The sequence below is a fragment of the Mycobacterium sp. genome (assembly GCF_032162105.1).
Taxonomy (GTDB): Bacteria; Actinomycetota; Actinomycetes; order Mycobacteriales; family Mycobacteriaceae; genus Mycobacterium.
The window spans coordinates 1-20,507 of sequence record NZ_JAVRPS010000478.1 but is presented as its reverse complement, the minus strand read 5'-3'; the positions used below and the strand labels follow the sequence as shown (position 1 = coordinate 20,507).

The following is a 20,507-nucleotide window of genomic DNA, read 5'->3' as shown; positions in this document are numbered from 1 at the left end:
TCCCCGCAGCCGCGTCAGGCTCCGCCGTCTACGGGGTCGACGTTCGATGGCACGTTCAGCGCTCAGTTCGGTCTGCGGACCACCGTGCAGGGCGTCGAAGTGCCCGACACCGCCGCCACCGTCAAATGGGTGACCAGATCCAGCTGCGTCGATGCCGGATGCATCGCCACCGCAACGGAAGTCGCGCCGCCAGACGCCGAGGACCCGCGCCCACCGAAGATGGTCTTCGACATGGTCGACGGCCGCTGGGTGTCGGTTCGAGAGGTGCCGTCGCAGTGCACGACCCCCAAGGGTGAACCGATCGACGTCCAGGGCTGGCAGACGTACACGCTGGAACCCAGACCCGACGGCACGCTGGTCGGCACGTACACCAACAGGTCGTCGGTCGGCGGCGCGTGCCACAACTCGACGCAGTCGGTCACGGTTTCGCGCACCGGCGACGCCGATGCGGATGTCGAGGTCGGCGATCCAACCGTCGAGGAGCCGCGCGCGTCGTCCCCCGGTTCGGCACTGTGGGGTGACTACGTCCTGACCCAGACCAACCCGCAGACCGGCCAGGAGTACCCGCCGGCCACCTATGGCGGGAACACCCAGTGCCTGCGCAGCGGCGACCGCTGCCTGAGCTATCTGGTCGAGCGGAACACCGCGGCCCTGCTGGTGTTGACCTTCGCCGACGGCAGGTGGACGTCCACCAGCGCACCCGATGACGCACCGTGCGAAGGCGGAGGGTCCGGCACCTCGGTGCTGGCCGGGGAATTCGCGCTGCCGCAACCGGTTCCGGATCCGATCATCGCCCTGACCGGCACTCAGCGCACCGTTCGGACGGGTGCTTGTCCCGGCGAGCTGACCCTCGACGTGAGACTCGACCGCACCGGAGACGGGCCGGGACGGTGAACGCTACCGACCGGCGAGATCGGCAGTGGCCTCGTCGAGAACTCGGTTGAACAGATAGGCGAAGATCGGCCGCGCGATCCAGCGGCTGAGCGTGGCGCCGACGAGCGGAATCCGCAACTCCATCGCGGACGTCCACGACCGTGACATCCCGTCGACGAAGTGTGACCGAGGCCACAGGACTACGCGGGATTGAGTAGGGTGACCCCATGTTGAAGAGGTCGGTGATCGCTGCGGTGAGCGCCGTCGGCGCTGCGGTGCTGTTGGCGGTCCCCGCCGGTGCAGACCCCGGCGACAATCCTTGCGAGTTCTCGATCAGCTTCGTCTGTCGGTTCGTCCCGATCGCGCCTGACCTCGAGGGCGACATCGACCTGACCCAGCAGCCGCCGCCGGTAGACCCGGCCGCGCCACCGCCGGAGGCACCTCCACTGCCGGAGTCACCTCCCCCGCCGGACATCTGCGCGAACGGTTGTATTTAGAGCCAGGTGTCGGCGGTGGTGGTGGTGATGAACGCCTCGAGGTCGTCGCGCCACTGCGCGGGCGTGGTCTTGTCCGGTTCGATGCCGGTGTACTCGCCGCGGTAGAACAGCAGCGGCCTTGGCTTCTTCTTCGGAACCTCGGACAACGAGTGCACGGCGCCGAAGACCACGAAGTGATCGCCACCGTCGTGCACCGAGTTCACCGCGCAGTCGATGTGCGCAAGCGTGCCATCGATCACCGGTGAGCCGAGCGCCGAAGGGCTCCAGTCGATTCCGGTGAACTTGTCGGGCTGCTTGGAGCCGAACCGGGCCGAGACATCCTTCTGATTCTCGTGCAGAACGTTCACGCAGAACTTGCCGCTGGCTTCGATCGCCTGCCAGGACCGCGACACCTTGGTCGGGCAGAACAACACAAGCGGCGGATCCAGCGACAGCGCCGCGAACGACTGGCAGGCGAAGCCGATGGGCACGTCGTCGTGCACCGTGGTGATGATGGTGATGCCCGTGCAGAACTGGCCAAGCACGTGGCGGAACGTGCGCGGGTCGATGGGCTCCGATGCCACCATCAGATGCTCTTCGCGCAAGCGCTCATCGAAAGATCTAGCCCTTGAAGCCGATGGTGAAGTCGTGACCCCACAGGCTTACCGCGGTGCTCTCCCTGGCCACCCAGGCATCGTCGGTGACTTCGAGTCCTTCACAACCGAATTCGATGTCGAAGCCGCCAGGGGTCTTCATGTAGAACGACAGCATCTTGTCGTTGACGTGGCGGCCGAGCGTGGCCGACATCGGCACCTTGCGCCGCAGTGCACGGTCGAGGCACAAGCCGACGTCGTCGCTCCCGCCGACCTCCAGCATCAGGTGGACGATGCCGCTGGGGGTTTCGCCTGGCATGAAAGCGAGACTGTGATGACGCGGGTTCACGCCGAAGAAGCGCAGCCAGGCTGGGGGGCCGTCCGCCGGCCTGCCGACGAGTTGCGGCGGCAGGCGCATCGAGTCGCGCAGCTTGAAGCCGAGTACGTCGCGGTAGAAGTGCAGCGACTCCACGTCGTCCTTCGTGGTCAGCACCACGTGGCCGAGACCCTGCTCCTCGGTGACGAACTTGTGGCCGTACGGGCTGACGACACGGCGGTGTTCCAGCGCGGCGCCGTGGAACACCTCGAGGGTGTTGCCAGACGGGTCATCGAACCTGATCATCTCGTCGACTCGGCGTTCGGCGAGTTCTGCGGCCGTGGCCTCCTTGTACGGCGTGCCCTCGACTTCGAGCCGCTTGCGGATGTCTTGCAGCTCCGCGGCATTGGCTGTCTCCCAGCCGGATTGAATCAGGCGGTCATGCTCACCGGGGACGATCACCAGTCGGGCCGGGAACTCGTCCATCCGCAGGTACAGCGCACCGTCGGTAGTGCCCTTGCCCTCGACCATGCCGAGCACCTTGAGGCCGTACTCGCGCCAGGCCCCCACGTCGGTGGCCTCGATGCGCAGATAGCCCAGGGACTTCATGCTCATGACTCAGCCTCCCAGGAAATCAACGGTCAGCTTGTTGAATTCGTCGAACTTCTCGAGCTGAGCCCAGTGCCCGCACTGGCCGAACACGTGCAGTTGCACGCGGGGAATCTGCTTGAGCGCCACCAGGGCGCCGTCGAGCGGGTTGACCCGATCCTCACGACCCCAGATCAGCAGCACCGGCTGCCGCAGTTTGTACACCTCGCGCCACATCATGCCGAGCTCGAAGTCTGGGCCGGCGAACGACTTTCCCATCGCCTTGGCTGCGGCAAGCGACTCGGGCTGGCTGGCGATGGCGAACCGCTCGTCGATCAGTTCGGGGGTGACGAGCTTCTGGTCGAAGACCATGATGCGCAGGAACTTCTCCATGTTCTCGCGCGTCGGATCGACGGTGAACTTGCCGAGCAGTTTGACGCCCTCGGTCGGATCGGGCGCGAACAGGTTCACGCTCAGCCCGCCGGGGCCCATCAACACCAGCCGGCCCGCACGCTTTGGGTTGTCGAGGGCGAACCGCACCGCGGTGCCACCGCCCAGCGAATTGCCGACCAGCGCAGCGCGTTCGATACCGAGATGGTCGAACAGGTTCAGCAGCGCGATGGCGCTGTAGCGGTTGTACTGCTCGTGCTCGGTGTGCTTGTCGGAGTGCCCGTAGCCGGGCTGATCGACGGCCAGCACGTGGAACTGCTGCGCCAGCACCGCGATGTTGCGGGAGAAGTTCGACCAGCTCGACGCGCCGGGTCCGCCGCCGTGCAGCAGGACGATCGTCTCGCCGTTGCCCACGCCTGCTTCGTGGTAGTGCAGCCGCATGTCCTCGCGGACTTGCGCATAGCGCGAGGTGGATTCGAAGGTGACCTCTTGTACTGCAGTCATCAGACCATCGTGTCCTGGGGTGGCAGCCCGAACTCGTTGTTGCCGAAGATGAGGTAGGCCCGCTCGGGTTCGTTGGCCGCGTGCACGCGCCCGGCGTGGGCATCGCGCCAGAACCGCTGCACCGGGGCGTCGTTGTTCAGCGCGGTGGCGCCGGACGCTTCGAAGAGCCGGTCGACCGACGAGATCGAACGCGCGGTGGCGCGCACCTGGTCGCGACGGGCGCGGGCACGCAGTTCGAACGGAATCTCCTTGCCCTCCTTGAGCAGTGCGTACTCGTCGCTGACATTGCCCATCAGCTGGCGCCAGGCGGCGTCGATGTCGCTGGCCGCTTCCGCGATGCGGACCTTGGCGAACGGATCGTCCTTGGACTTCTCACCGGCGAACGCCGCGCGCACGCGCTTGCCCTGGTGCTCGACGTGGGCGGCGTAGGCGCCATAGGCCATGCCGACGATCGGCGCCGAGATGGTGGTGGGATGCACGGTGCCCCACGGCATCTTGTACACCGGGGCGGTGTTGTTCTGCAGACCACCCGCGGTGCGGTCGTTCATCGACTTGTAGGACAGGAACCGGTGCGTTGGCACGAACACGTCCTTGACCACCACGGTGTTGCTGCCGGTGCCGCGAAGGCCGACCACGTGCCAGACGTCGTCGATGCGGTACTCGCTGCGCGGGATCAGGAAGCTGCCGAAGTCGACGGGTCGGCCGTCTTTGATGACCGGACCGCCGAGGAAGGCCCACGTGGCGTGGTCACAGCCGGAAGACCAGTTCCAGGAGCCGCTGACCAGGTACCCGCCGTCGACCACGGTGCCTGCACCCATGGGTGCGTAGGACGACGAGACGCGGACGGTCGGGTCGTCGCCCCAGACTTCATCCTGGGCCTGCTGGTCGAACAGCGCGAGGTGCCAGTTGTGCACGCCGATGATCGAGCCGACCCAACCGGTGGAGCCACACGCGCTGCCAAGCCGGCGCACCGCCTCGTAGAACAGGGCGGGGTCGCACTGCAGGCCGCCCCACTGCTCGGGCTGCAGCAGCTTGAAGAACCCGACCTCGTCGAGTTCGGCGACGGTCTCGTCGGGCAGCTTGCGCAGATCCTCGGTGGCCTGAGCGCGCTTGCTGATCAGTGGCAACAAATCGTCGATGCCATCTAGGACGGACTGCACGTCACGTTGTTCAATGGACGTCACTGGTTGCCTCCAGGATTGCGGGGCTGTTACACGATCTAGTCAGAGATTAGAACACGTTACGATTTGTGTCGAGTAAGGCCTTCCCATGGTCGCTAGACCTGCGGAAGGGCATTTTTGTAACATGTTCTAGTTCTGACTGTGAACCGCGACGAGAGGAAAAGGGACCGTGACGGACGAGCCGCTCGGCAGCCACGTGCTCGAGCTGCAGGTGGCACACGTCGTCGACGAAACCGCCGACGCGCGTTCGCTGGTGTTCAAGGTTCCCGATGGATCCACGATCCCGGCCGACCGGCTCCGGTACGCGCCAGGGCAGTTCCTCACCCTGCGGGTGCCCAGCGACCGTACGGGGTCGGTGGCCCGCTGCTACTCGCTGTGCAGCTCGCCGTTCACCGACGACGCGCTGACCGTCACCGTCAAGCGCACGGTCGACGGCTACGCGTCGAACTGGCTGTGCGACAACGCCCACGCCGGCATGAAGATCCACGTGCTGGCGCCGTCGGGCACGTTCGTGCCGAAGACGCTGGACTCCGACTTCCTGCTGCTCGCGGCGGGTAGCGGCATCACCCCGATGATGGCGATCCTCAAGTCGGCGTTGTCCGAGGGCAGCGGCAAGGTGGGTTTGATCTACGCCAACCGCGACGAGAAGTCGGTGATCTTCGCCGCGACGTTGCGCGATCTCGTGGCCAAGTACCCGGACCGCCTGACCGTGGTGCACTGGCTCGAGTCGGTGCAGGGGCTGCCGTCCGCGGTGGCACTCGGCGGACTGGTCGGGCAGTACCTCGGTCACGACGCCTTCATCTGCGGCCCCGGCCCGTTCATGGCGGCCGCCGAGGAAGCCCTCAAGACCGCGGGCGTTGGGCCCGAGCGGGTCCACATCGAGGTCTTCAAGTCGCTCGAGTCCGACCCGTTCGCGGCCGTGGTGCTCCAGGAGGACGACAGCGACGAGGGGCCAGCCACGGCCATCGTCACGCTGGACGGCGAGACCCGCGAGATCAGCTGGCCGCGCAACGCCAAGCTGCTCGACGTGCTGCTCGACAAGGGTCTGGACGCGCCGTTCTCCTGCCGCGAAGGACACTGCGGTGCGTGCGCGGTGCTGGTGAAATCCGGCGACGTCGACATGCACGTCAACGACGTGCTCGAGCAGTCCGATCTGGACGAGGGTTTGATTCTCGCCTGCCAAGCCCACCCGACGTCCGATTCCGTCGAAGTCACCTATGACGAATAATCGCCGGTCTAACCTGAGCCGGACCCATTGTGGAGTGCACCATGAAGCGGTTTGCCGGCTCTGCTGCGCTGATCTCGGCGACCTGGCTCGCCATGGCGCTCGTCGCTCCGACGGCCGTGTCCTCGGCCGCGCAGAACACCGCCACCGCGTCGATCCCCATCGACCCGGTGACCACGCTGGAGATCCACACCACCGCCAACTGCGTGAAGGCCGTCGGCCAGTGCTACTTCACGTCGGCCGCGAACCTGCTCACGCCTGACGGTCCGACCGGCTTCCCTGCCCAGTTCTATGCCCGGCAGAACACCACGCTGCGTTCGATGGACAAGCTGGTCTATCTGGACTCCGACTTCAATGCCCCCAACACCCGGATGTTCAAATCGATTGGGTCAGTTGAGTTCAGCACCGTGTACTTCGACGGCGGACCGCCCGAGAAGTTCACCGTGAACGGGAACACCTGGACCACCGACTGGTCCACCGGCCGGCCGAAGACCGACGCCGACTACATCGTCTGCTCCTACATCCAGGTGGTCTACGCGAACGTGAACCTGACCACGCCGACCGCCTGCGCGCAGACCACGTACTCCTAACGCGGCAGGCCGAGCAGCCGTTCGCCTGCAACGGTGAGCAGGATCTGCTCGGTGCCGCCCGCGATGGACAGGCACCGGGTGTTGAGGAAGTACCGCACGTCGGGCGAATCGACGATCCCTGAGCCGTCGTAGGACTCCATGATGATCTCGGCCAGCGACTGCCGGTAACGCACGCCGATCAGCTTGCGCACACTCGACGGCGCACCCGGATCATGGCCTCCCAGCGCCATCTTCGCGATCAGCTGATCGAGCAGCGCGCCCACCTGAGCCGCGACGATCAGCACGCCGAGCTGGTCCAGTTCGGCGACGTCGAGGTCACGACCTTCGACGATTTCGAGTAGGTGCTCCATGCCCTTGTCCAAGGCGCCACCCGACGCCATGGCGATTCGCTCGTTGGCCAGCGTGGTGCGGGCCAGCGGCCAGCCGCCGTTGACCTGTCCGACGACCATCTCGTCGGGCACGAACACGTCGTCGAAGAACACTTCGTTGAAGAGGTTGTCGCCAGTGATCTCGCGCAGCGGCCGGATGTCGATGCCTTCAGACTTCATGTCGACCAGGAAGTACGTGATGCCCTTGTGTTTTGGAGCGCTTGGGTCCGTTCTGGCAAGACACACACCCCACTGGGCCCAGTCGGCCCGCGACGTCCATACCTTCTGCCCTGTGAGCCGCCAACCACCGTCAGCGCGAACGGCTTTCATGCGCAGTGAGGCAAGATCGGAACCTGCGCCCGGCTCGCTGAATAGCTGGCACCAGAACACCTCACCGGTCAACGTGGGCGGTACGAAGCGGGCAATCTGTTCCGGGGTTCCATGCTCGAGAATCGTTGGCGCAGCCCACCACCCGATGACCAGGTCGGGGCGCGTCACGCCCGCCGCGGCGAGCTCCTGGTCGATCACCAACTGCTCGGCCGGGGTGGCGGCGCGCCCGTAGGGCCTAGGCCAGTGCGGCGCCAGCAGCCCCGTCTCGGCGAGTGCCACCCGCCACTTGTCTTCGGTCAGTGCCGCGATGTCGGCGACGGTGCCCGCGATCTCCGGTCGAATGTCCTCGGCGCCAACGACGTCCACGTGCAGTTGCCTGCGTACGCCGGCCCTGGTCAGCTCCGCACTGCGCCGCAGCCACGCCGACTTGCCGCCGAGGAACTGCGCCAGGGCGTAGGCCCGGCGCAGGTAGAGATGCGCATCGTGTTCCCACGTGATGCCGATGCCGCCGAGCACCTGGATGCAGTCGCGCGCGTTGACCTTGGCCGCTTCGATGCCGACGGCGGCGGCAACCGCCGCCGCGATCGACAGCTGCGATTCGTCCTTGTCGGCGACGGCGCCGGCCGCGTCGGCGGCGGCAACACGGATCTGCTCGGACCGCAGCAACATCTCGGCGCACATGTGCTTGACCGCCTGGAAGCTGCCGATCGGCTTGCCGAACTGCTCGCGCACCTTCGCGTACTCGGTCGCCGTCTCGAGCATCCAGCGGGCCAGCCCGGCGGCCTCGGCGGCCAGGACGGCGGCGGCCAGGTCGAGAAAACGCTGATGCGACAGGTCGAGCGTGGTGGCAGGCGCCGACGAGAGCGTGACGCGCGCCAGCGGGCGGGAGAAGTCGGTGGCGGTCAGGGCCTCGACGGTGACGCCGTCGGCGGTGGCGTCGACCACCAGCCACGCATCGCCGGCCGGAAGAATCAGCACCCCGTCGCCCAGCCCACCCAAGACGAACTCGGCCGTACCCGTCGCGGTGCCCGAGTCGTAGCTGATGTCGGAGCGCAGCGCGACGCCTGCGGTGCGCTCACCCGAGGCCAGCGCCTCGAGCACGGTCTCGTCGGTGATGACGAGCGTGGCCAGTGCCGTCGTCGCCACCGGGCCTGGCACCAGAGCGGCCGCCGCTTCGTCGACCATCAGGCAGAGGTCTTCGACGCTGCCGCCTGCACCGCCGAGTTCCTCGGGGATCGCGACACCGAACATGCCCAGTCGCGCCACACCCTGATACGGGGCCCGCCATGCGTCGGGGTCCCCCTGCTCGACGGCACGCACGGCCTCAATCGAGCCCGAAGCAGCCGCCCAGCTACGGACCATGTCGCGTACGGCAAACTCTTCGTCAGTGACGTTGGCGGACGCACCAGGCATCTCGGGCCTCCCAGCCTTGGGCGAGAACACGATGATTCTCACTAGAACGTGTTCTAATGGTGCCAGCGTTCGAACGTCAAGTCGACCGCCATTACAGCAGGACACATAGTGTCCCGGCGGCACGGAGGTGGGAAATCAGAGTTCGGCATGCGTATCGTTTTCACCCAGTGCGCGATGTAGAGGAGCTGCCCGCCGCATGTCAGGGTCGTCGCTGCCAGCAGCTACAAATCCGGGTTCGGGGTCTGATTCGGCCGCCGGACCGCGTCAGGTGATGAACGTGGCCGTTCTTGCTGAGTCCGAACTTGGATCCGAGGCTCAACGCGAGCGCCGCAAACGCATCCTCGACGCCACCCTGGCCATCGCCTCCAAGGGTGGTTACGAGGCAGTTCAGATGCGTGCCGTGGCCGAACGCGCGGACGTCGCGGTCGGCACGCTGTACCGCTACTTCCCGTCGAAGGTGCACCTCCTGGTGTCCGCCCTCGGGCGGGAGTTCGAGCGCATCGACGCCAAGACCGACCGGGCCGCCCTCGCCGGCGGCACCCCGTATCAGCGGCTCAGCATCATGGTCAGCAAGCTCAACCGCTCCATGCAGCGCAACCCCCTGCTGACCGAAGCCATGACGCGCGCGTTCGTGTTCGCCGACGCGTCCGCCGCCGGTGAGGTTGATCACGTCGGCAAGCTGATGGACGGAATGTTCGCCCGCGCGATGAGCGACGGCGAGCCGACCGAGGACCAGTACCACATCGCACGGGTGATCTCCGACGTGTGGCTGTCGAACCTGCTGGCCTGGCTAACCCGGCGCGCGTCCGCCACCGACGTCAGCAAGCGACTGGACCTGGCGGTCCGGCTGCTCATCGGCGACGGGGAGCACCCTAAGATCTGACCGGTGAGCGAGCTCCCGTCAGACCTCCTTCGTGCGCTCGACGCCGCCGCGGCGACGCCGCGACTGCTCGTCGCCTCGGACTTCGACGGCACCCTCGCCCCGATCGTGAACAACCCCGCTGACGCCCGTCCGCTGCCCGGCGCCGCCGACGCCCTGATCGCGCTGGCCGGGCAGCCGTCGACAACCGTCGCGCTCGTCTCCGGGCGCGCACTGAGCACGTTGCGCGAGCTGTCATCGATACCGCCGCCCGTGCACCTGGTGGGCAGCCACGGCGCGGAGTTCGATTCCGGTTTCTCCCACGACATCGACCGCGAGCTGCTGGAGCGGATCACGGCCGAACTGACGGCGATCGCCGCGAACCGACCCGGTGTGATCGTCGAACCCAAGCCGGCCAGTGTCGCGCTGCACGTGCGCAATGCCGGCGCCGCCGACGGCAGGGCCGCGCTGGACGCGGCGCTTGCCGCCGCGCAGGCGTGGGACGCCGAGCTCACCGAGGGGAAGGCGGTGCTTGAGTTCGCGGTCATCTCGACGGACAAGGGTGAGGCGATCGACATCATCCGCGACCGCGACGATGCGACGGCCGTGGTGTTCTTCGGCGACGACGTCACCGACGAGAAGGCCTTCCGGCGGATGCGCGACGGCGACGTCGGCGTCAAGGTCGGGCCCGGCGATACATTGGCGCGCTTTCGGGTGGAAACCCCCGAAGACGTCGAGACCGCGCTGACATACCTGCTTGAGCAGCGGCGCTAGACCGGCCCGGACGTCCGGCCGCGCACCAGCTCGGTGTCGAGCACCTCGACCACGGGCAGACCCGAGCGCGGCGGGTTGTGCAGCAGCTGCCCGGCCCGTCGGCCCTTCTCGATGCTGGGCTGCTTCACCGTCGTGAGTCCGCGCGCCAATGCGTCGGGGATGCCGTCGAATCCGGTCACCGTCATCTGGCCCGGTACGTAGATGCCGCGCGCCCGCAGGTGGTCCATCGCCGACAGCGCCAGCACGTCGGTGGTGCACATCAGCGCGGTGAGGCGCGAATTGGCCTCGAGGGCCACCTCGGCGGCGACCCCGCCGGACGTCGGCAGGTGCTCGTAACTCTCCACGACGGTCAGGGATTCCGGATCCAGGCCTGCGTCGCGCATCGCGTCGTGGACGCCGTTGATGCGTTCGCGCTGCACGTGGAAGTGCGGGCTGTCGACCCGCTCCGGATCGGCCACCGCCGGACTGGCCTCATCGTGTGGCCAGTCGCGCCCGAGCCGCATGGTCAACAGCCCGATCTCGCGGTGCCCGAGGCCCACCACGTGCTCCGCCATGGCGCGCATCGCCGCGCGGTCGTCGATGCCGACCCGGGAGGCGCCAGGCAGGTCCTTGGGTTGGTCGACGACCACCGTTGGCAGGGCACGCTGTGCCACGACCGGAAGATAGGGGTCATCGTCGGAGGCGGCGTACACCACGAAACCGTCGACACCCGCGGCAAGGACGGCGGCCGTACCGTCGTCAACGGTGCGGTTGGGCCCGACGGCGACGAGCAGTAGGCCCTGCCCGGCCTCCTCGCACGACTCGGCGAGTCCGGCGACGAAGTCCAGCGCCGCCGGATCGCGGAACGAGTAGTTGAGCGGCTCGGTGATCACCAGGCCGACGGCGCCTGCCCTGCGGGTGCGCAGCGAGCGTGCGACCGGGTCGGGCCCGGCGTAACCCAACCGCTTGGCGGTGGCGAGCACACGCTCGCGCAGGTCGGCCGACAGTTGGTCGGGCCGGTTGTAGGCGTTGGAGATCGTGGTGCGCGAAACCTTGAGTTCGGCGGCCAACGAGGCCAGAGTCGCCCGACGTCGCGGAGCGGGTCCTCTGGACATGCTCTGTGACGTTAGCCGATCGATTCGGTACTCCCCGGTATCGGTGCGTCAATCGCCGGTAGCGACGGGGCGCGCGGGATCCGAACTCCATTCCGACCAGGAGCCCGGATACAGAGCCGCGTCGACGCCGACGGAGGCGAGTGCGGCGAGCACCACCGACGCCGTCACGCCCGATCCGCAGTAGGCCCCCGCGGCATCGCCCAGCGCCCGCTTCAGGTCGGCGTCGGCGTGGAATCTCCCGTCCCCGTCCAGCAGGCCCGTGCTCGGCACGTTCCTGGCGCCGGGGATGTGTCCGGCCACCGGATCGATGGGTTCGACTTCACCGCGGAATCGTTCTGGCGCGCGCGCGTCGACCAATCGCGCGCCGAGCGCCGCCGCGCCGTCGGCGTCCAGCGTCGGCAGTCCGCCCGCGTACAGGTCGTCATGGCCGACGACGACGTCGCCGGGCTCCGGTGTGACGGCGCCGGTCTCCAGCACGCCGCCCGCCGCGGTCCACGCCGCCAGCCCGCCGTCGAGGATCCGCACGTCGGCCAGCCCCGCGGCCTTGAGCACCCACCACGCCCGCGCCGACCCCGCCCGGTTCCAGTCGTCATACGCTACGACCGGCATGCCCTGACGGATGCCCCAGCGGCGCGCCGCGTGCTCGACCGCGCGTCCGGACGGCAGCGGGTGCCTGCCCCGGCCCGCAACGGTGTGGTCGCTCAGCTCGTCCTCAAGCGACACGTACACCGCGCCGGGAACGTGACCGCGCTGGTGGGCGGCCCGCCCGTCCGGCTCGGTCAGCTGCCAACGCACGTCCAGGATGGCCACCGGCGCATCGGCAGCCATGCGCTGCGCCAGCTTCGATGCGGAGATCAGTACCGCTTCACGGGTCACGCCACGATGGTGCCATCTACGCTGGCCCGCGTGGACGAGCACGCGTTCAGCACGGCGGAGCGGCAGGCCGTGTACCGGGTCATCGCAGACCGGCGCGACATGCGCCGATTCGTGCCAGGTGCGGTGGTGCCCGACGACGTCCTCGCCCGGCTGCTGCAGGCGGCACACGCCGCTCCCAGCGTCGGCCTGATGCAGCCGTGGCGGTTCATCCGCATCACCGACGCCGCGTTGCGCGGACGGATCCACGGGCTGGTCGACGAGGAGCGCCTGCAGACCGCGCACGCGCTGGGGCCGCGCAGCGACGAGTTCCTTGCGCTCAAGGTGGAGGGCATCCTCGAGTGCGCCGAACTGCTCGTCGTCGCGCTCGGCGAGGGCAGGCGGAGCCACGTGTTCGGCCGTCGCACCCTGCCGCAGATGGATCTCGCCTCGGCGTCCTGCGCCATCCAGAATCTGTGGCTGGCCGCGCGGGCCGAAGGCCTCGGCCTTGGCTGGGTATCCATATTCGACCCGGATCGGCTCGCGCGACTTCTCGGCATGCCCGACGACGCGGAGCCGGTGGCGATCCTGTGCCTCGGCCCGGTTCCCGAGTTCCCCGACCGGCCCGCACTGGAGATCGACGAGTGGGCGTTCGGACGTCCGCTCGCGGAGTTCGTCTCGGAGAACGGCTGGCCGCAATCGCCCGCGGCGGTCGTAGGCTTGCCGACGTGACCATGACGGTCGACCTCAACGCCGATCTCGGTGAGGGCTTCGGGGTGTGGCGCCTCGGCGACGACGACGCCATGCTCGACGTCGTCACCAGCGCCAACGTCGCCTGCGGATTTCACGCCGGTGACCCCGCCGGACTGGCCCGCACCTGCCACGCCGCCGCAGGGCGCGGGGTCCGCATCGGCGCACAGGTCGGCTACCGCGACCTGGCCGGGTTCGGCCGCCGCTTCATCGACGTCAGCCCCGAGGACCTGGCCGCCGACGTGATCTACCAGATCGGCGCGCTGCAGGCCCTGGCCCACTCCGCGGGAGCGGCGGTCAGCTATGTCAAACCCCATGGCGCGCTGTACAACACGATCGTCACCAATCAGGATCAGGCCGACGCCGTTGCCGAGGCGGTGCACGCCGTGGACGCGGGTTTGCCCGTGCTCGGCCTCGCCGGGTCGGCGTTCTTCAAGGCCGCCGAGCGACTCGGCCTGCGCACGGTGCCCGAGGCCTTCGCCGACCGGGCGTACCGACCCGACGGACAACTGGTTTCCCGTCGGGAGCGCAACGCGGTGCTGCACGACGTCGACCAGATCGCCGACCGGGTGGCATCGATGGTCGGGCGCGGACGGGTCGCCGCCGTCGACGGGTCGACCATCCCGATCGTCGTGGAATCGGTCTGCATACACGGGGATTCACCAGGGGCCGTGCAGATCGCCACCGCCGTTCGTAACCGCCTGGTCGCAGACGGCGTCGCGCTGGCGGCGTTCACCTGATGCGGCTCAAACTGGGCCGCCCCGATCTGCGCGACTACGCGGCCCACTTCGACCAGCCCGCCGCCACCGCGGCATCACCGCTGACCGTGACGTGGGCCGGCGTCACCACGCTGCTGGTCGGCGACGGTGAGTCGGCGGTAATGACCGACGGCTTCTTCTCACGGCCTGGCCTTCTGGCGGTCGGGACGCGCACGTTGTCGCCGTCGGCTCCGCGCATCGACGGTTGTCTGGCCCGCCTTGGCGTCGACCGGCTCGAAGCGGTTCTGCCCGTGCACACCCACTTCGATCATGCGATGGACTCGGCGGTGGTCGCCGCCCGCACCGGCGCCGCGCTGGTCGGCGGGACGTCGGCGGCCCAGATCGGCCGCGGCGGTGGGCTGCCCGACGGCCGGCTGGTAGTCGTGACGCCCGGATCGCCGCTGGCGTTCGGCTCGTTCGACGTGACCCTCGTCGAGGGGCACCACTGTCCCCCGGACCGCTTCCCCGGCACCATCACCGCCCCCGTCGTCCCGCCGGTGAAGGCCGCCGCCTACCGGTGCGGCGAGGCGTGGTCCACCCTCATCCACCACCGGCCAACCGATCGCCGGCTGCTGATCGTCGGCAGCGCAGGCTACGTCCCAGGCGCGCTGGCCGGCCACCGCGCCGATGTGGTGTATCTCGGCATCGGGCAACTCGGTCTGCAGCCGGAGCACTACCTGGTCGAGTACTGGTCGGAGACCGTGCGTGCAGTCGGCGCACGCCGCGTGGTGCTCATCCACTGGGACGACTTCTTCCGGCCGCTGCACGAGCCGCTTCGCGCGTTGCCGTACGCCGGCGACGATCTGGACGTCTCGATGCGGACGCTGACCCGCCTGGCACGGGAAGACGGCCTGCCCCTTCACCTTCCGACGGTGTGGGAGCGCGCGGACCCGTGGGCAGCGGTCAGCTGACTCGGTGGTAGGCCGGCGGCAACGGCATTCCGAGTCCGGCCATCACCTTGTGCAGCCGCGTCGGATTGTCGGTGATGATGCCGTCAGCTCCGGCCGCGATCTGGGCACGCATCGCATCGGCGTCGTCGATCGTCCACGGAATGACCGTGAGCCCCAGTGCATGAGCCCGATCGATGAACGCCTGGTCGGCGACCAGCGCGAAATTCGGATCCTTTGGTGTCAGCCCGTAGGGCACCGAATAGCCAGGCGAAAGGATGTTGGCGCCGACCATGGTGGCACCGGTGATCGGGTCGCCGACGACGGTGGGGTTCATCCCAGCCAGCCACGGCGAGTCGGGAACCCAGGTCGTCTCGTCCCACAACGCCACCAACGGAATCGACGGCTCCGCCTGCCGCACCATCGGCAGCGTGCGCCAGTCGAAGCTCTGGATCTCGACCCGGTCGATCTTGCCTGCCGATCGAATCACCGGCAGGATCGTGTCAACGAATTCGGCTGGGCCGGCCGAGTTCTCGGGTTTTTCCGCCTCGACCTTGGTCTCGATGTTGTAGCGGACGTTCGCGCGGTAGGAGTCGGCGAGCGCGAAGACTTCGGGCAACGTGGCGATCTTGTTGTTGCGGACGACCTCGGCATCGGGGAAGTTGGACAGCAGCTTGCCGCTGTTCAGTGTGCGGATCTGCGCCAAGGTGAGGTCGTGCACCAGCTTGCCGACGTACGGATACTGCGGGTCGCCGGGGAAGGCCGGTCCGGTGTCGGCACACTTGGTAGCGTCGATCGTCGGGTCGTGCCACACCAGGGGTTGGCGGTCCTTGGTGATCACGATGTCGAGTTCCAGGGTGCTCACGCCGAGTTCAAGCGATTTCGAGAAGGCCCGCAGTGACTCCTCGGTGGTCTCCCCCCTGCCACCACGGTGTGCCTGAAGGTCGAAGTTCTCGGGCGCCGCGGCGGCCGACGGAACGACGGCGGGGAAACCCAGCGCGGCGGTCGACGCGAGCAGCACGATGAGGGAGGCGAATGGACGCGTGCGCATGGACATGACGCTAGCCACGGCGCGCCGTCACGCGACACCGAGGCGGGTCCGTCGACGGACTCGTCACCGACTGTTCCTCTCGACGAAACATTGGCGGGCGCACGGATGACCATCGACGGGGTCGTTTCGTTGGTGCTGCTCGCCGTCGTCCTCGGTTTCGCGATGGTCCGGCCGCGCGGCTGGCCCGAAGCCATCGCGGCCGTACCTGCGGCAGGCGTGCTGATCGCCATCGGTGCGATTTCGCTGCAGGACGCCGCCGCCGAGGTCGAGCGACTGCTGCCGGTCGTCGGATTCCTCGCCGCGGTGCTGGTACTGGCGAAGCTGTGCGACGACGAGGGCCTGTTCCACGCCGCCGGTGTGGCCATGGCGCGGACCAGTGCGGGCAACCCGCGACGGCTGCTGGCGATGGTGTTCGTCATCGCGGCGGCCACCACCGCGATCCTGAGCCTGGACGCGACGGTCGTGTTGTTGACGCCGGTCGTGCTGGCGACCTCCCGCGCACTGTCTATCCCCGCCAAGCCACACGTCTATGCCACCGCGCACCTGGCCAATAGCGCGTCGCTGCTGCTACCGGTGTCGAACCTGACCAACCTGCTCGCATTCACCGCCGCGGGCATCTCCTTCGCGCGGTTCACCGCGGTCATGACGCTGCCCTGGCTGGCTGCGGTGATCGCCGAATTCGTGCTACTGCGTTGGCTTTTCGCTCGGGAACTGACGTCGCAGGAACGGCCTGCCGACCCGCCGCCAAAGGCAGAGGTGCCGATCTTCGTGCTCGTCGTGCTCGTGCTGACACTCGCGGGCTTCGCCGTCACGTCCTTGCTCGACGTGGCACCCGCCTGGGCAGCGCTCGCCGGTGCGGTCGTGCTTGGCGTGCGCAGCCTGGCTCAACGCCGCAGCACCGTCAGTGGCATCGCGGATGCCCTCAACGTGCCCTTCTTGGCGTTCGTGCTGTGCCTCGGCGTGGTGGTCAAAGCCGTGATGGTGCACGGCCTCGACACCGCGATGCGCGAGCTGCTGCCGACCGGCGACACCTTCCTCGCACTGCTCGGGATCGCGGTCGTCGCGGCGGTGCTGTCCAACGTCGTGAACAACCTGCCCGCCGTGCTGGTGTTGCTGCCACTGGCCGCGGTGTCCGGCCCAGCCGCCATCCTGGCCGTGCTGATCGGCGTCAACATCGGCCCCAACCTGACCTACGCCGGTTCGCTGGCGAACCTGCTGTGGCGGCGGGTCGTCCGCCAGCACGACATACCGGCCGGGGTGCGCGAATTCAGTCGCATCGGGCTGTGCACGACGCCGGTCACGCTGTTCGTCGCGGTGGTCGGACTGTGGGTCGCGCTGCGGTTCATCGGCCTGTAGCTCTTAACGCCTTCTCTGCCGGGCGATCTCGGCCAGCACCACGCCCGCGGCCACCGAGGCGTTGAGCGACTCCGTCTTGCCTGCCATAGGGATCGACACGATCGCGTCGCAGTTCTCCCTGACCAGGCGGGAGAGCCCCTTGCCCTCCGAACCGACCACCACGACCATCGGCTGTGTGCCGTCGATCTCGTCGAGCGCGGTGTCGCCGTCGGCGTCCAGGCCGACCACCTGAAGCCCCGCGTCGGACCAACTCTTGAGCGTCCGGTTCAGGTTGGTCGCCCGCGCCACCCGCAGCCGGGCCGCCGCACCCGCACTGGTGCGCCATGCGACCGCAGTGACCGACGCCGACCGGCGCTGCGGTATCACCACCCCGTGCCCGCCGAACGCGGCGACCGACCGCACGATCGCGCCCAGATTGCGTGGATCGGAGATGTTGTCCAACGCCACCAGCAGTGCGGGCGCGACGTCGGATGTCGCTGCCCTCAACATGTCGTCCGGGTGCGCGTAGTCATACGGCGGCACCTGCAGCGCGATGCCCTGATGTAGACCGTTGGTGCTCATCCGGTCCAGATCGACGCGGGGCACCTCGAGGATGGTGATGCCGGAATCGGCGGCGCGCGTGACGGCTTCGGTCATCCGCTCGTCGGTCTCCGCGCCAAGCGCGACGTAAAGCGCGGTGGCAGGCACTCCGGCGCGCAGGCACTCCACCACGGGGTTGCGACCGAGGACCATCTCGGTCTCGTCGGTCTTCCTGGTCCGCCCGCGCTGCTGCTTGGCTGCCTTCGCCGCGCGCTTGGCGGCCGGGTGGTGGGGCCGTTGGTGCGCAGGCGGCGTGGCGCCCTTGCCCTCCAGACCGCGACGACGGACACCGCCAGAGCCGACGACCGGCCCCTTCTTGCTGCCGTCCTTGCGCACCGCGCCGCGGCGCTGAGAGTTGCCCGCCATCTATGTTTCCCGTCGCTTCGCTCGCCCGATCACTTCGTGCCACCGTCCAGGAGTGACCACTGTGGGCCGTCGGCGGTGTCGGTGACCTCGATGCCCGCTTGTTTGAGGCGATCCCGGATCTGGTCGGCCTGGGTCCAGTCCCGCTGTTCGCGCGCTTCGGCGCGACGGTCGATCTCGGCGCGCACCAGCACGTCGACGGCGGCCAGCGCCGCTGAGGTCTCGTCACGCACCTCCCACCGCTCGTCGAGCGGATCGCAGCCGAGGATGGCCATCATGGCGCGGATCGACCGCGCATGCACCATCGCCGTGTCGTGGTCACCCACGTCGAGCGCCCGGTTGCCCTCGGCGCGGGCGGCGTGCACCTCGGCCAGCGCCATCGGCACGGCGAGATCGTCGTCGAGCGCGGCGGCGAACTTCGGCGTCCACTCGCTGGGCAGCACCGTGCCGACGCGGCTGCGCACCCGGTGCAGGAAGTCCTCGATGCCGGTGTAGGCGTTCACGGCGTCCTGCAGCGCGTTCTCGGAGAATTCCAGCATCGACCGGTAGTGCGCGCTGCCCAGGTAGTAGCGCAGTTCGGCAGGCCGGACCCGGCTCAGCACGGCGGGAATCGACAGCACGTTGCCAAGCGACTTGCTCATCTTCTCGCCGCCCATGGTCACCCAACCGTTGTGCAGCCAGTAGCGGGCGAAGCCGTCGCCCGCGGCCTTCGCCTGGGCGATCTCGTTCTCGTGGTGGGGGAAGACGAGGTCCATGCCGCCGGCGTGGATGTCGAACTCCGCACCGAGATACGACTCGCACATCGCGACGCATTCGGTGTGCCAGCCCGGGCGGCCGGGGCCCCACGGCGTCGGCCATGACGGCTCACCGGGCTTGGCGCCCTTCCACATCGTGAAGTCACGCTGATCGCGCTTGCCCGTGGCGACGCCCTCGCCCTGGTGCACGTCGTCGATCCGGTGCCCGGACAAGGCGCCGTACTCGGGGTAGCTCAGCACGTTGAAGTAGACGTCGCCGCCGCCTTCATAGGCGTGGCCTCTCTCGATCAGCCGCTCGATCAACTCGACCATCTGGGTGATGTGCCCGGTGGCACGCGGCTCGGCCGACGGCGGCAGCACGCCGAGGGCGTCGTACGCCTCCGCGAATGCCCGCTCGAAGGTGGCGGCCCACTCCCACCACGGCCTGCCTGCGTCGGCAGCCTTGTTGAGGATCTTGTCGTCGATGTCGGTGACGTTGCGGATGAATGCGACGTCGTAGCCGGTTGCAGTCAGCCAGCGCCGCAGCACGTCGAACGCGACGCCGCTGCGCACATGGCCGATGTGGGGTAGCCCCTGAACGGTCGCGCCACAGAGGTAGATCGACACGTGGCCATCGCGCAGCGGGATGAACTCGCGCACGGCACCGGTCATGGTGTCGTGTAGCTTCAGGGCCCCTGTGCGGCCCCCGCGATCGGTCACGACGGGCCAGCTTACCGGCCTATTCGCGCTCAACCGCCAACACCGGGCACATCCTCGATCACGAGAGCGGTGGCGATGGCCGCCAGACCCTCTCCTCGACCGGTCAGCCCGAGGCCGTCGGTGGTGGTGGCCGATACCGACACCGGCGCCTCCAACAGACCGGAGAGCACCGTTTGCGCCTCGACACGACGCGGCCCGATCTTGGGTCGATTGCCGATCACCTGGACCGCGGCGTTGCCCACCCGAAAGCCCTTTGCGCCCAGCAGTGAATGGACGTGGCGCAGCATGTCGGCGCCACCGGCACCGGCCCACTCGTCGCGTCCGGTGCCGAACACCTCGCCCAGATCACCAAGGCCGGCGGCGCTCAGCAGAGCGTCGCACAGCGCGTGGGCCGCGACGTCACCGTCGGAATGACCGGCGCAGCCGTCGGCATCGTCGAATGACAGGCACAGCAACCAGCACGGACGTCCTGGTTCGATGGGATGTACGTCGGTGCCCAGACCGATGCGGAAGGTCACTGCTCTTCGCGCAAGCGCTCATCACCGCACCGACGTGGCACGTCAGGAAGCGGCGGCCAGAACCTCGTCGAGAATGATCGCGGCCTTCTCGTCGTCGGTGTTCTCGGCCAGTGCCAATTCACCGACCAGGATCTGGCGGGCCTTGGCCAGCATCCGCTTCTCGCCGGCCGACAAGCCACGCTCCTGATCACGGCGCCACAGGTCGCGGACGACCTCGGCCACCTTGTTCACGTCACCGGACGCCAGCTTCTCGAGGTTCGCCTTGTAGCGGCGCGACCAGTTGGTCGGCTCCTCGGTGTGCGGGGCGCGTAGTACCTGGAAGACCTTGTCGAGACCCTCTTGACCAACCACGTCACGCACGCCGA

The 20,507-nt window shown here is 68.2% G+C and carries 23 protein-coding genes; 10 read left to right on the top strand and 13 right to left on the bottom strand.

Translation table 11 applies throughout. The annotated features are described in order from the left end of the window. Window positions 1–894 (top strand): Rv2253/PknI dimerization domain-containing protein (locus QOC69_RS24775; protein ID WP_526444586.1); only part of this gene is annotated, 894 nt, incomplete at its 5' end. 3 nt (window positions 895–897) lie between these two features. Here QOC69_RS24775 and QOC69_RS24770 read toward each other — a convergent pair. Continuing rightward, on the bottom strand, window positions 898–1,041 hold the full coding sequence (locus QOC69_RS24770; protein ID WP_526444584.1) for a hypothetical protein: 144 nt from the start codon (window positions 1,039–1,041) through the stop codon (window positions 898–900). A gap of 59 nt (window positions 1,042–1,100) precedes the next feature. On the opposite strand from QOC69_RS24770, the gene QOC69_RS24765 reads away from it, so the two are divergent. After that, window positions 1,101–1,370, top strand: a complete 270-nt coding sequence (locus tag QOC69_RS24765; protein ID WP_526444582.1) for a fibronectin-binding protein — start codon at window positions 1,101–1,103, stop codon at window positions 1,368–1,370. On the opposite strand, the gene hsaB is transcribed toward QOC69_RS24765, so the two are convergent. From hsaB to hsaA, 4 genes are read right to left on the bottom strand one after another with little or no spacing between them, the layout of a single operon-like run. Further along, entirely contained in the window at window positions 1,367–1,936 is a 570-nt protein-coding gene (gene hsaB / locus QOC69_RS24760; protein WP_526444580.1) for a 3-hydroxy-9,10-secoandrosta-1,3,5(10)-triene-9,17-dione monooxygenase reductase subunit, read from the bottom strand. The two genes, QOC69_RS24765 and hsaB, sit on opposite strands and share 4 nt — an antisense overlap. Window positions 1,937–1,970: 34 nt before the next feature. Beyond that, the gene (gene hsaC, locus QOC69_RS24755) at window positions 1,971–2,873 is read right to left on the bottom strand and encodes an iron-dependent extradiol dioxygenase HsaC (protein WP_526444578.1); all 903 of its coding nucleotides are present in this window, start codon (window positions 2,871–2,873) and stop codon (window positions 1,971–1,973) included. Between the two features lie 3 nt (window positions 2,874–2,876). Next, window positions 2,877–3,740 carry a 4,5:9,10-diseco-3-hydroxy-5,9,17-trioxoandrosta-1(10),2-diene-4-oate hydrolase gene (gene hsaD / locus QOC69_RS24750; RefSeq protein WP_526444576.1) on the bottom strand — a complete coding sequence of 288 codons (864 nt, stop codon included), beginning with the start codon at window positions 3,738–3,740 and terminating at the stop codon, window positions 2,877–2,879. Continuing rightward, window positions 3,740–4,924: a 3-hydroxy-9,10-secoandrosta-1,3,5(10)-triene-9,17-dione monooxygenase oxygenase subunit gene (hsaA, locus tag QOC69_RS24745; protein ID WP_526444574.1), complete on the bottom strand. Its 1,185-nt coding sequence runs from the start codon at window positions 4,922–4,924 to the stop codon at window positions 3,740–3,742. Before hsaA ends, hsaD begins: the two co-directional genes overlap by 1 nt. Window positions 4,925–5,090: 166 nt before the next feature. On the opposite strand from hsaA, the gene QOC69_RS24740 reads away from it, so the two are divergent. Then, window positions 5,091–6,149 (top strand): 2Fe-2S iron-sulfur cluster-binding protein, encoded by a 1,059-nt coding sequence (locus QOC69_RS24740; protein ID WP_526444572.1) that lies wholly within the window; start codon window positions 5,091–5,093, stop codon window positions 6,147–6,149. 41 nt (window positions 6,150–6,190) lie between these two features. Continuing rightward, entirely contained in the window at window positions 6,191–6,736 is a 546-nt protein-coding gene (locus QOC69_RS24735; protein WP_526444570.1) for a hypothetical protein, read from the top strand. On the opposite strand, the gene QOC69_RS24730 is transcribed toward QOC69_RS24735, so the two are convergent. Beyond that, window positions 6,733–8,847 carry an acyl-CoA dehydrogenase family protein gene (locus QOC69_RS24730; RefSeq protein ID WP_526444568.1) on the bottom strand — a complete coding sequence of 705 codons (2,115 nt, stop codon included), beginning with the start codon at window positions 8,845–8,847 and terminating at the stop codon, window positions 6,733–6,735. The two genes, QOC69_RS24735 and QOC69_RS24730, sit on opposite strands and share 4 nt — an antisense overlap. 277 nt (window positions 8,848–9,124) lie before the next feature. Here QOC69_RS24730 and kstR point away from each other — a divergent pair, with 277 nt between their 5' ends. Together kstR and otsB are read left to right on the top strand one after the other, a co-directional pair. Continuing rightward, window positions 9,125–9,730 (top strand): cholesterol catabolism transcriptional regulator KstR, encoded by a 606-nt coding sequence (gene kstR / locus QOC69_RS24725; RefSeq protein WP_526444566.1) that lies wholly within the window; start codon window positions 9,125–9,127, stop codon window positions 9,728–9,730. 3 nt (window positions 9,731–9,733) lie between these two features. Then, window positions 9,734–10,480: a trehalose-phosphatase gene (otsB, locus tag QOC69_RS24720; protein WP_526444564.1), complete on the top strand. Its 747-nt coding sequence runs from the start codon at window positions 9,734–9,736 to the stop codon at window positions 10,478–10,480. Here the strand turns inward: otsB and QOC69_RS24715 are convergent. After that, the gene (locus QOC69_RS24715) at window positions 10,477–11,574 is read right to left on the bottom strand and encodes an Rv3575c family transcriptional regulator (protein ID WP_526444562.1); all 1,098 of its coding nucleotides are present in this window, start codon (window positions 11,572–11,574) and stop codon (window positions 10,477–10,479) included. The genes otsB and QOC69_RS24715 overlap by 4 nt on opposite strands. A 48-nt stretch (window positions 11,575–11,622) precedes the next feature. Further along, the gene (locus QOC69_RS24710; RefSeq protein ID WP_526444590.1) at window positions 11,623–12,402 is read right to left on the bottom strand and encodes a sulfurtransferase; all 780 of its coding nucleotides are present in this window, start codon (window positions 12,400–12,402) and stop codon (window positions 11,623–11,625) included. Between the two features lie 78 nt (window positions 12,403–12,480). Between QOC69_RS24710 and bluB the strand changes: the two genes are divergently transcribed. The 3 genes from bluB to QOC69_RS24695 are packed head-to-tail and all read left to right on the top strand — an operon-like array spanning window position 12,481 to window position 14,845. Then, on the top strand, window positions 12,481–13,158 hold the full coding sequence (bluB, locus tag QOC69_RS24705) for a 5,6-dimethylbenzimidazole synthase (protein ID WP_526444560.1): 678 nt from the start codon (window positions 12,481–12,483) through the stop codon (window positions 13,156–13,158). Window positions 13,159–13,160: 2 nt separating this feature from the next. Further along, on the top strand, window positions 13,161–13,916 hold the full coding sequence (locus QOC69_RS24700; RefSeq protein WP_526444588.1) for a LamB/YcsF family protein: 756 nt from the start codon (window positions 13,161–13,163) through the stop codon (window positions 13,914–13,916). Beyond that, window positions 13,916–14,845, top strand: coding sequence for an MBL fold metallo-hydrolase (locus QOC69_RS24695; RefSeq protein WP_526444558.1), 930 nt, complete (start codon window positions 13,916–13,918; stop codon window positions 14,843–14,845). The genes QOC69_RS24700 and QOC69_RS24695 overlap by 1 nt, the downstream gene beginning before the upstream one ends. Here the strand turns inward: QOC69_RS24695 and QOC69_RS24690 are convergent. Then, window positions 14,838–15,872, bottom strand: a complete 1,035-nt coding sequence (locus QOC69_RS24690) for a glycerophosphodiester phosphodiesterase family protein (protein WP_526444556.1) — start codon at window positions 15,870–15,872, stop codon at window positions 14,838–14,840. The genes QOC69_RS24695 and QOC69_RS24690 overlap by 8 nt on opposite strands. Window positions 15,873–15,977: 105 nt before the next feature. Here QOC69_RS24690 and QOC69_RS24685 point away from each other — a divergent pair, with 105 nt between their 5' ends. After that, the gene (locus QOC69_RS24685; RefSeq protein ID WP_526444554.1) at window positions 15,978–17,228 is read left to right on the top strand and encodes an SLC13 family permease; all 1,251 of its coding nucleotides are present in this window, start codon (window positions 15,978–15,980) and stop codon (window positions 17,226–17,228) included. 3 nt (window positions 17,229–17,231) lie between these two features. Here the strand turns inward: QOC69_RS24685 and rlmB are convergent, their stop codons facing one another. The 4 genes from rlmB to carD all read right to left on the bottom strand — a co-directional run. Next, window positions 17,232–18,173 (bottom strand): 23S rRNA (guanosine(2251)-2'-O)-methyltransferase RlmB, encoded by a 942-nt coding sequence (gene rlmB / locus QOC69_RS24680; RefSeq protein ID WP_526444552.1) that lies wholly within the window; start codon window positions 18,171–18,173, stop codon window positions 17,232–17,234. Window positions 18,174–18,202: 29 nt separating this feature from the next. Continuing rightward, the gene (cysS, locus tag QOC69_RS24675; protein WP_526444550.1) at window positions 18,203–19,624 is read right to left on the bottom strand and encodes a cysteine--tRNA ligase; all 1,422 of its coding nucleotides are present in this window, start codon (window positions 19,622–19,624) and stop codon (window positions 18,203–18,205) included. Between the two features lie 29 nt (window positions 19,625–19,653). Further along, a complete protein-coding gene (gene ispF / locus QOC69_RS24670; RefSeq protein WP_526444548.1) occupies window positions 19,654–20,142 on the bottom strand; it encodes a 2-C-methyl-D-erythritol 2,4-cyclodiphosphate synthase in 489 nt (162 codons plus the stop codon). Window positions 20,143–20,184: 42 nt separating this feature from the next. After that, the coding region (gene carD, locus QOC69_RS24665) for an RNA polymerase-binding transcription factor CarD (RefSeq protein WP_526444546.1) at window positions 20,185–20,507 on the bottom strand (323 nt) is incomplete at its 5' end.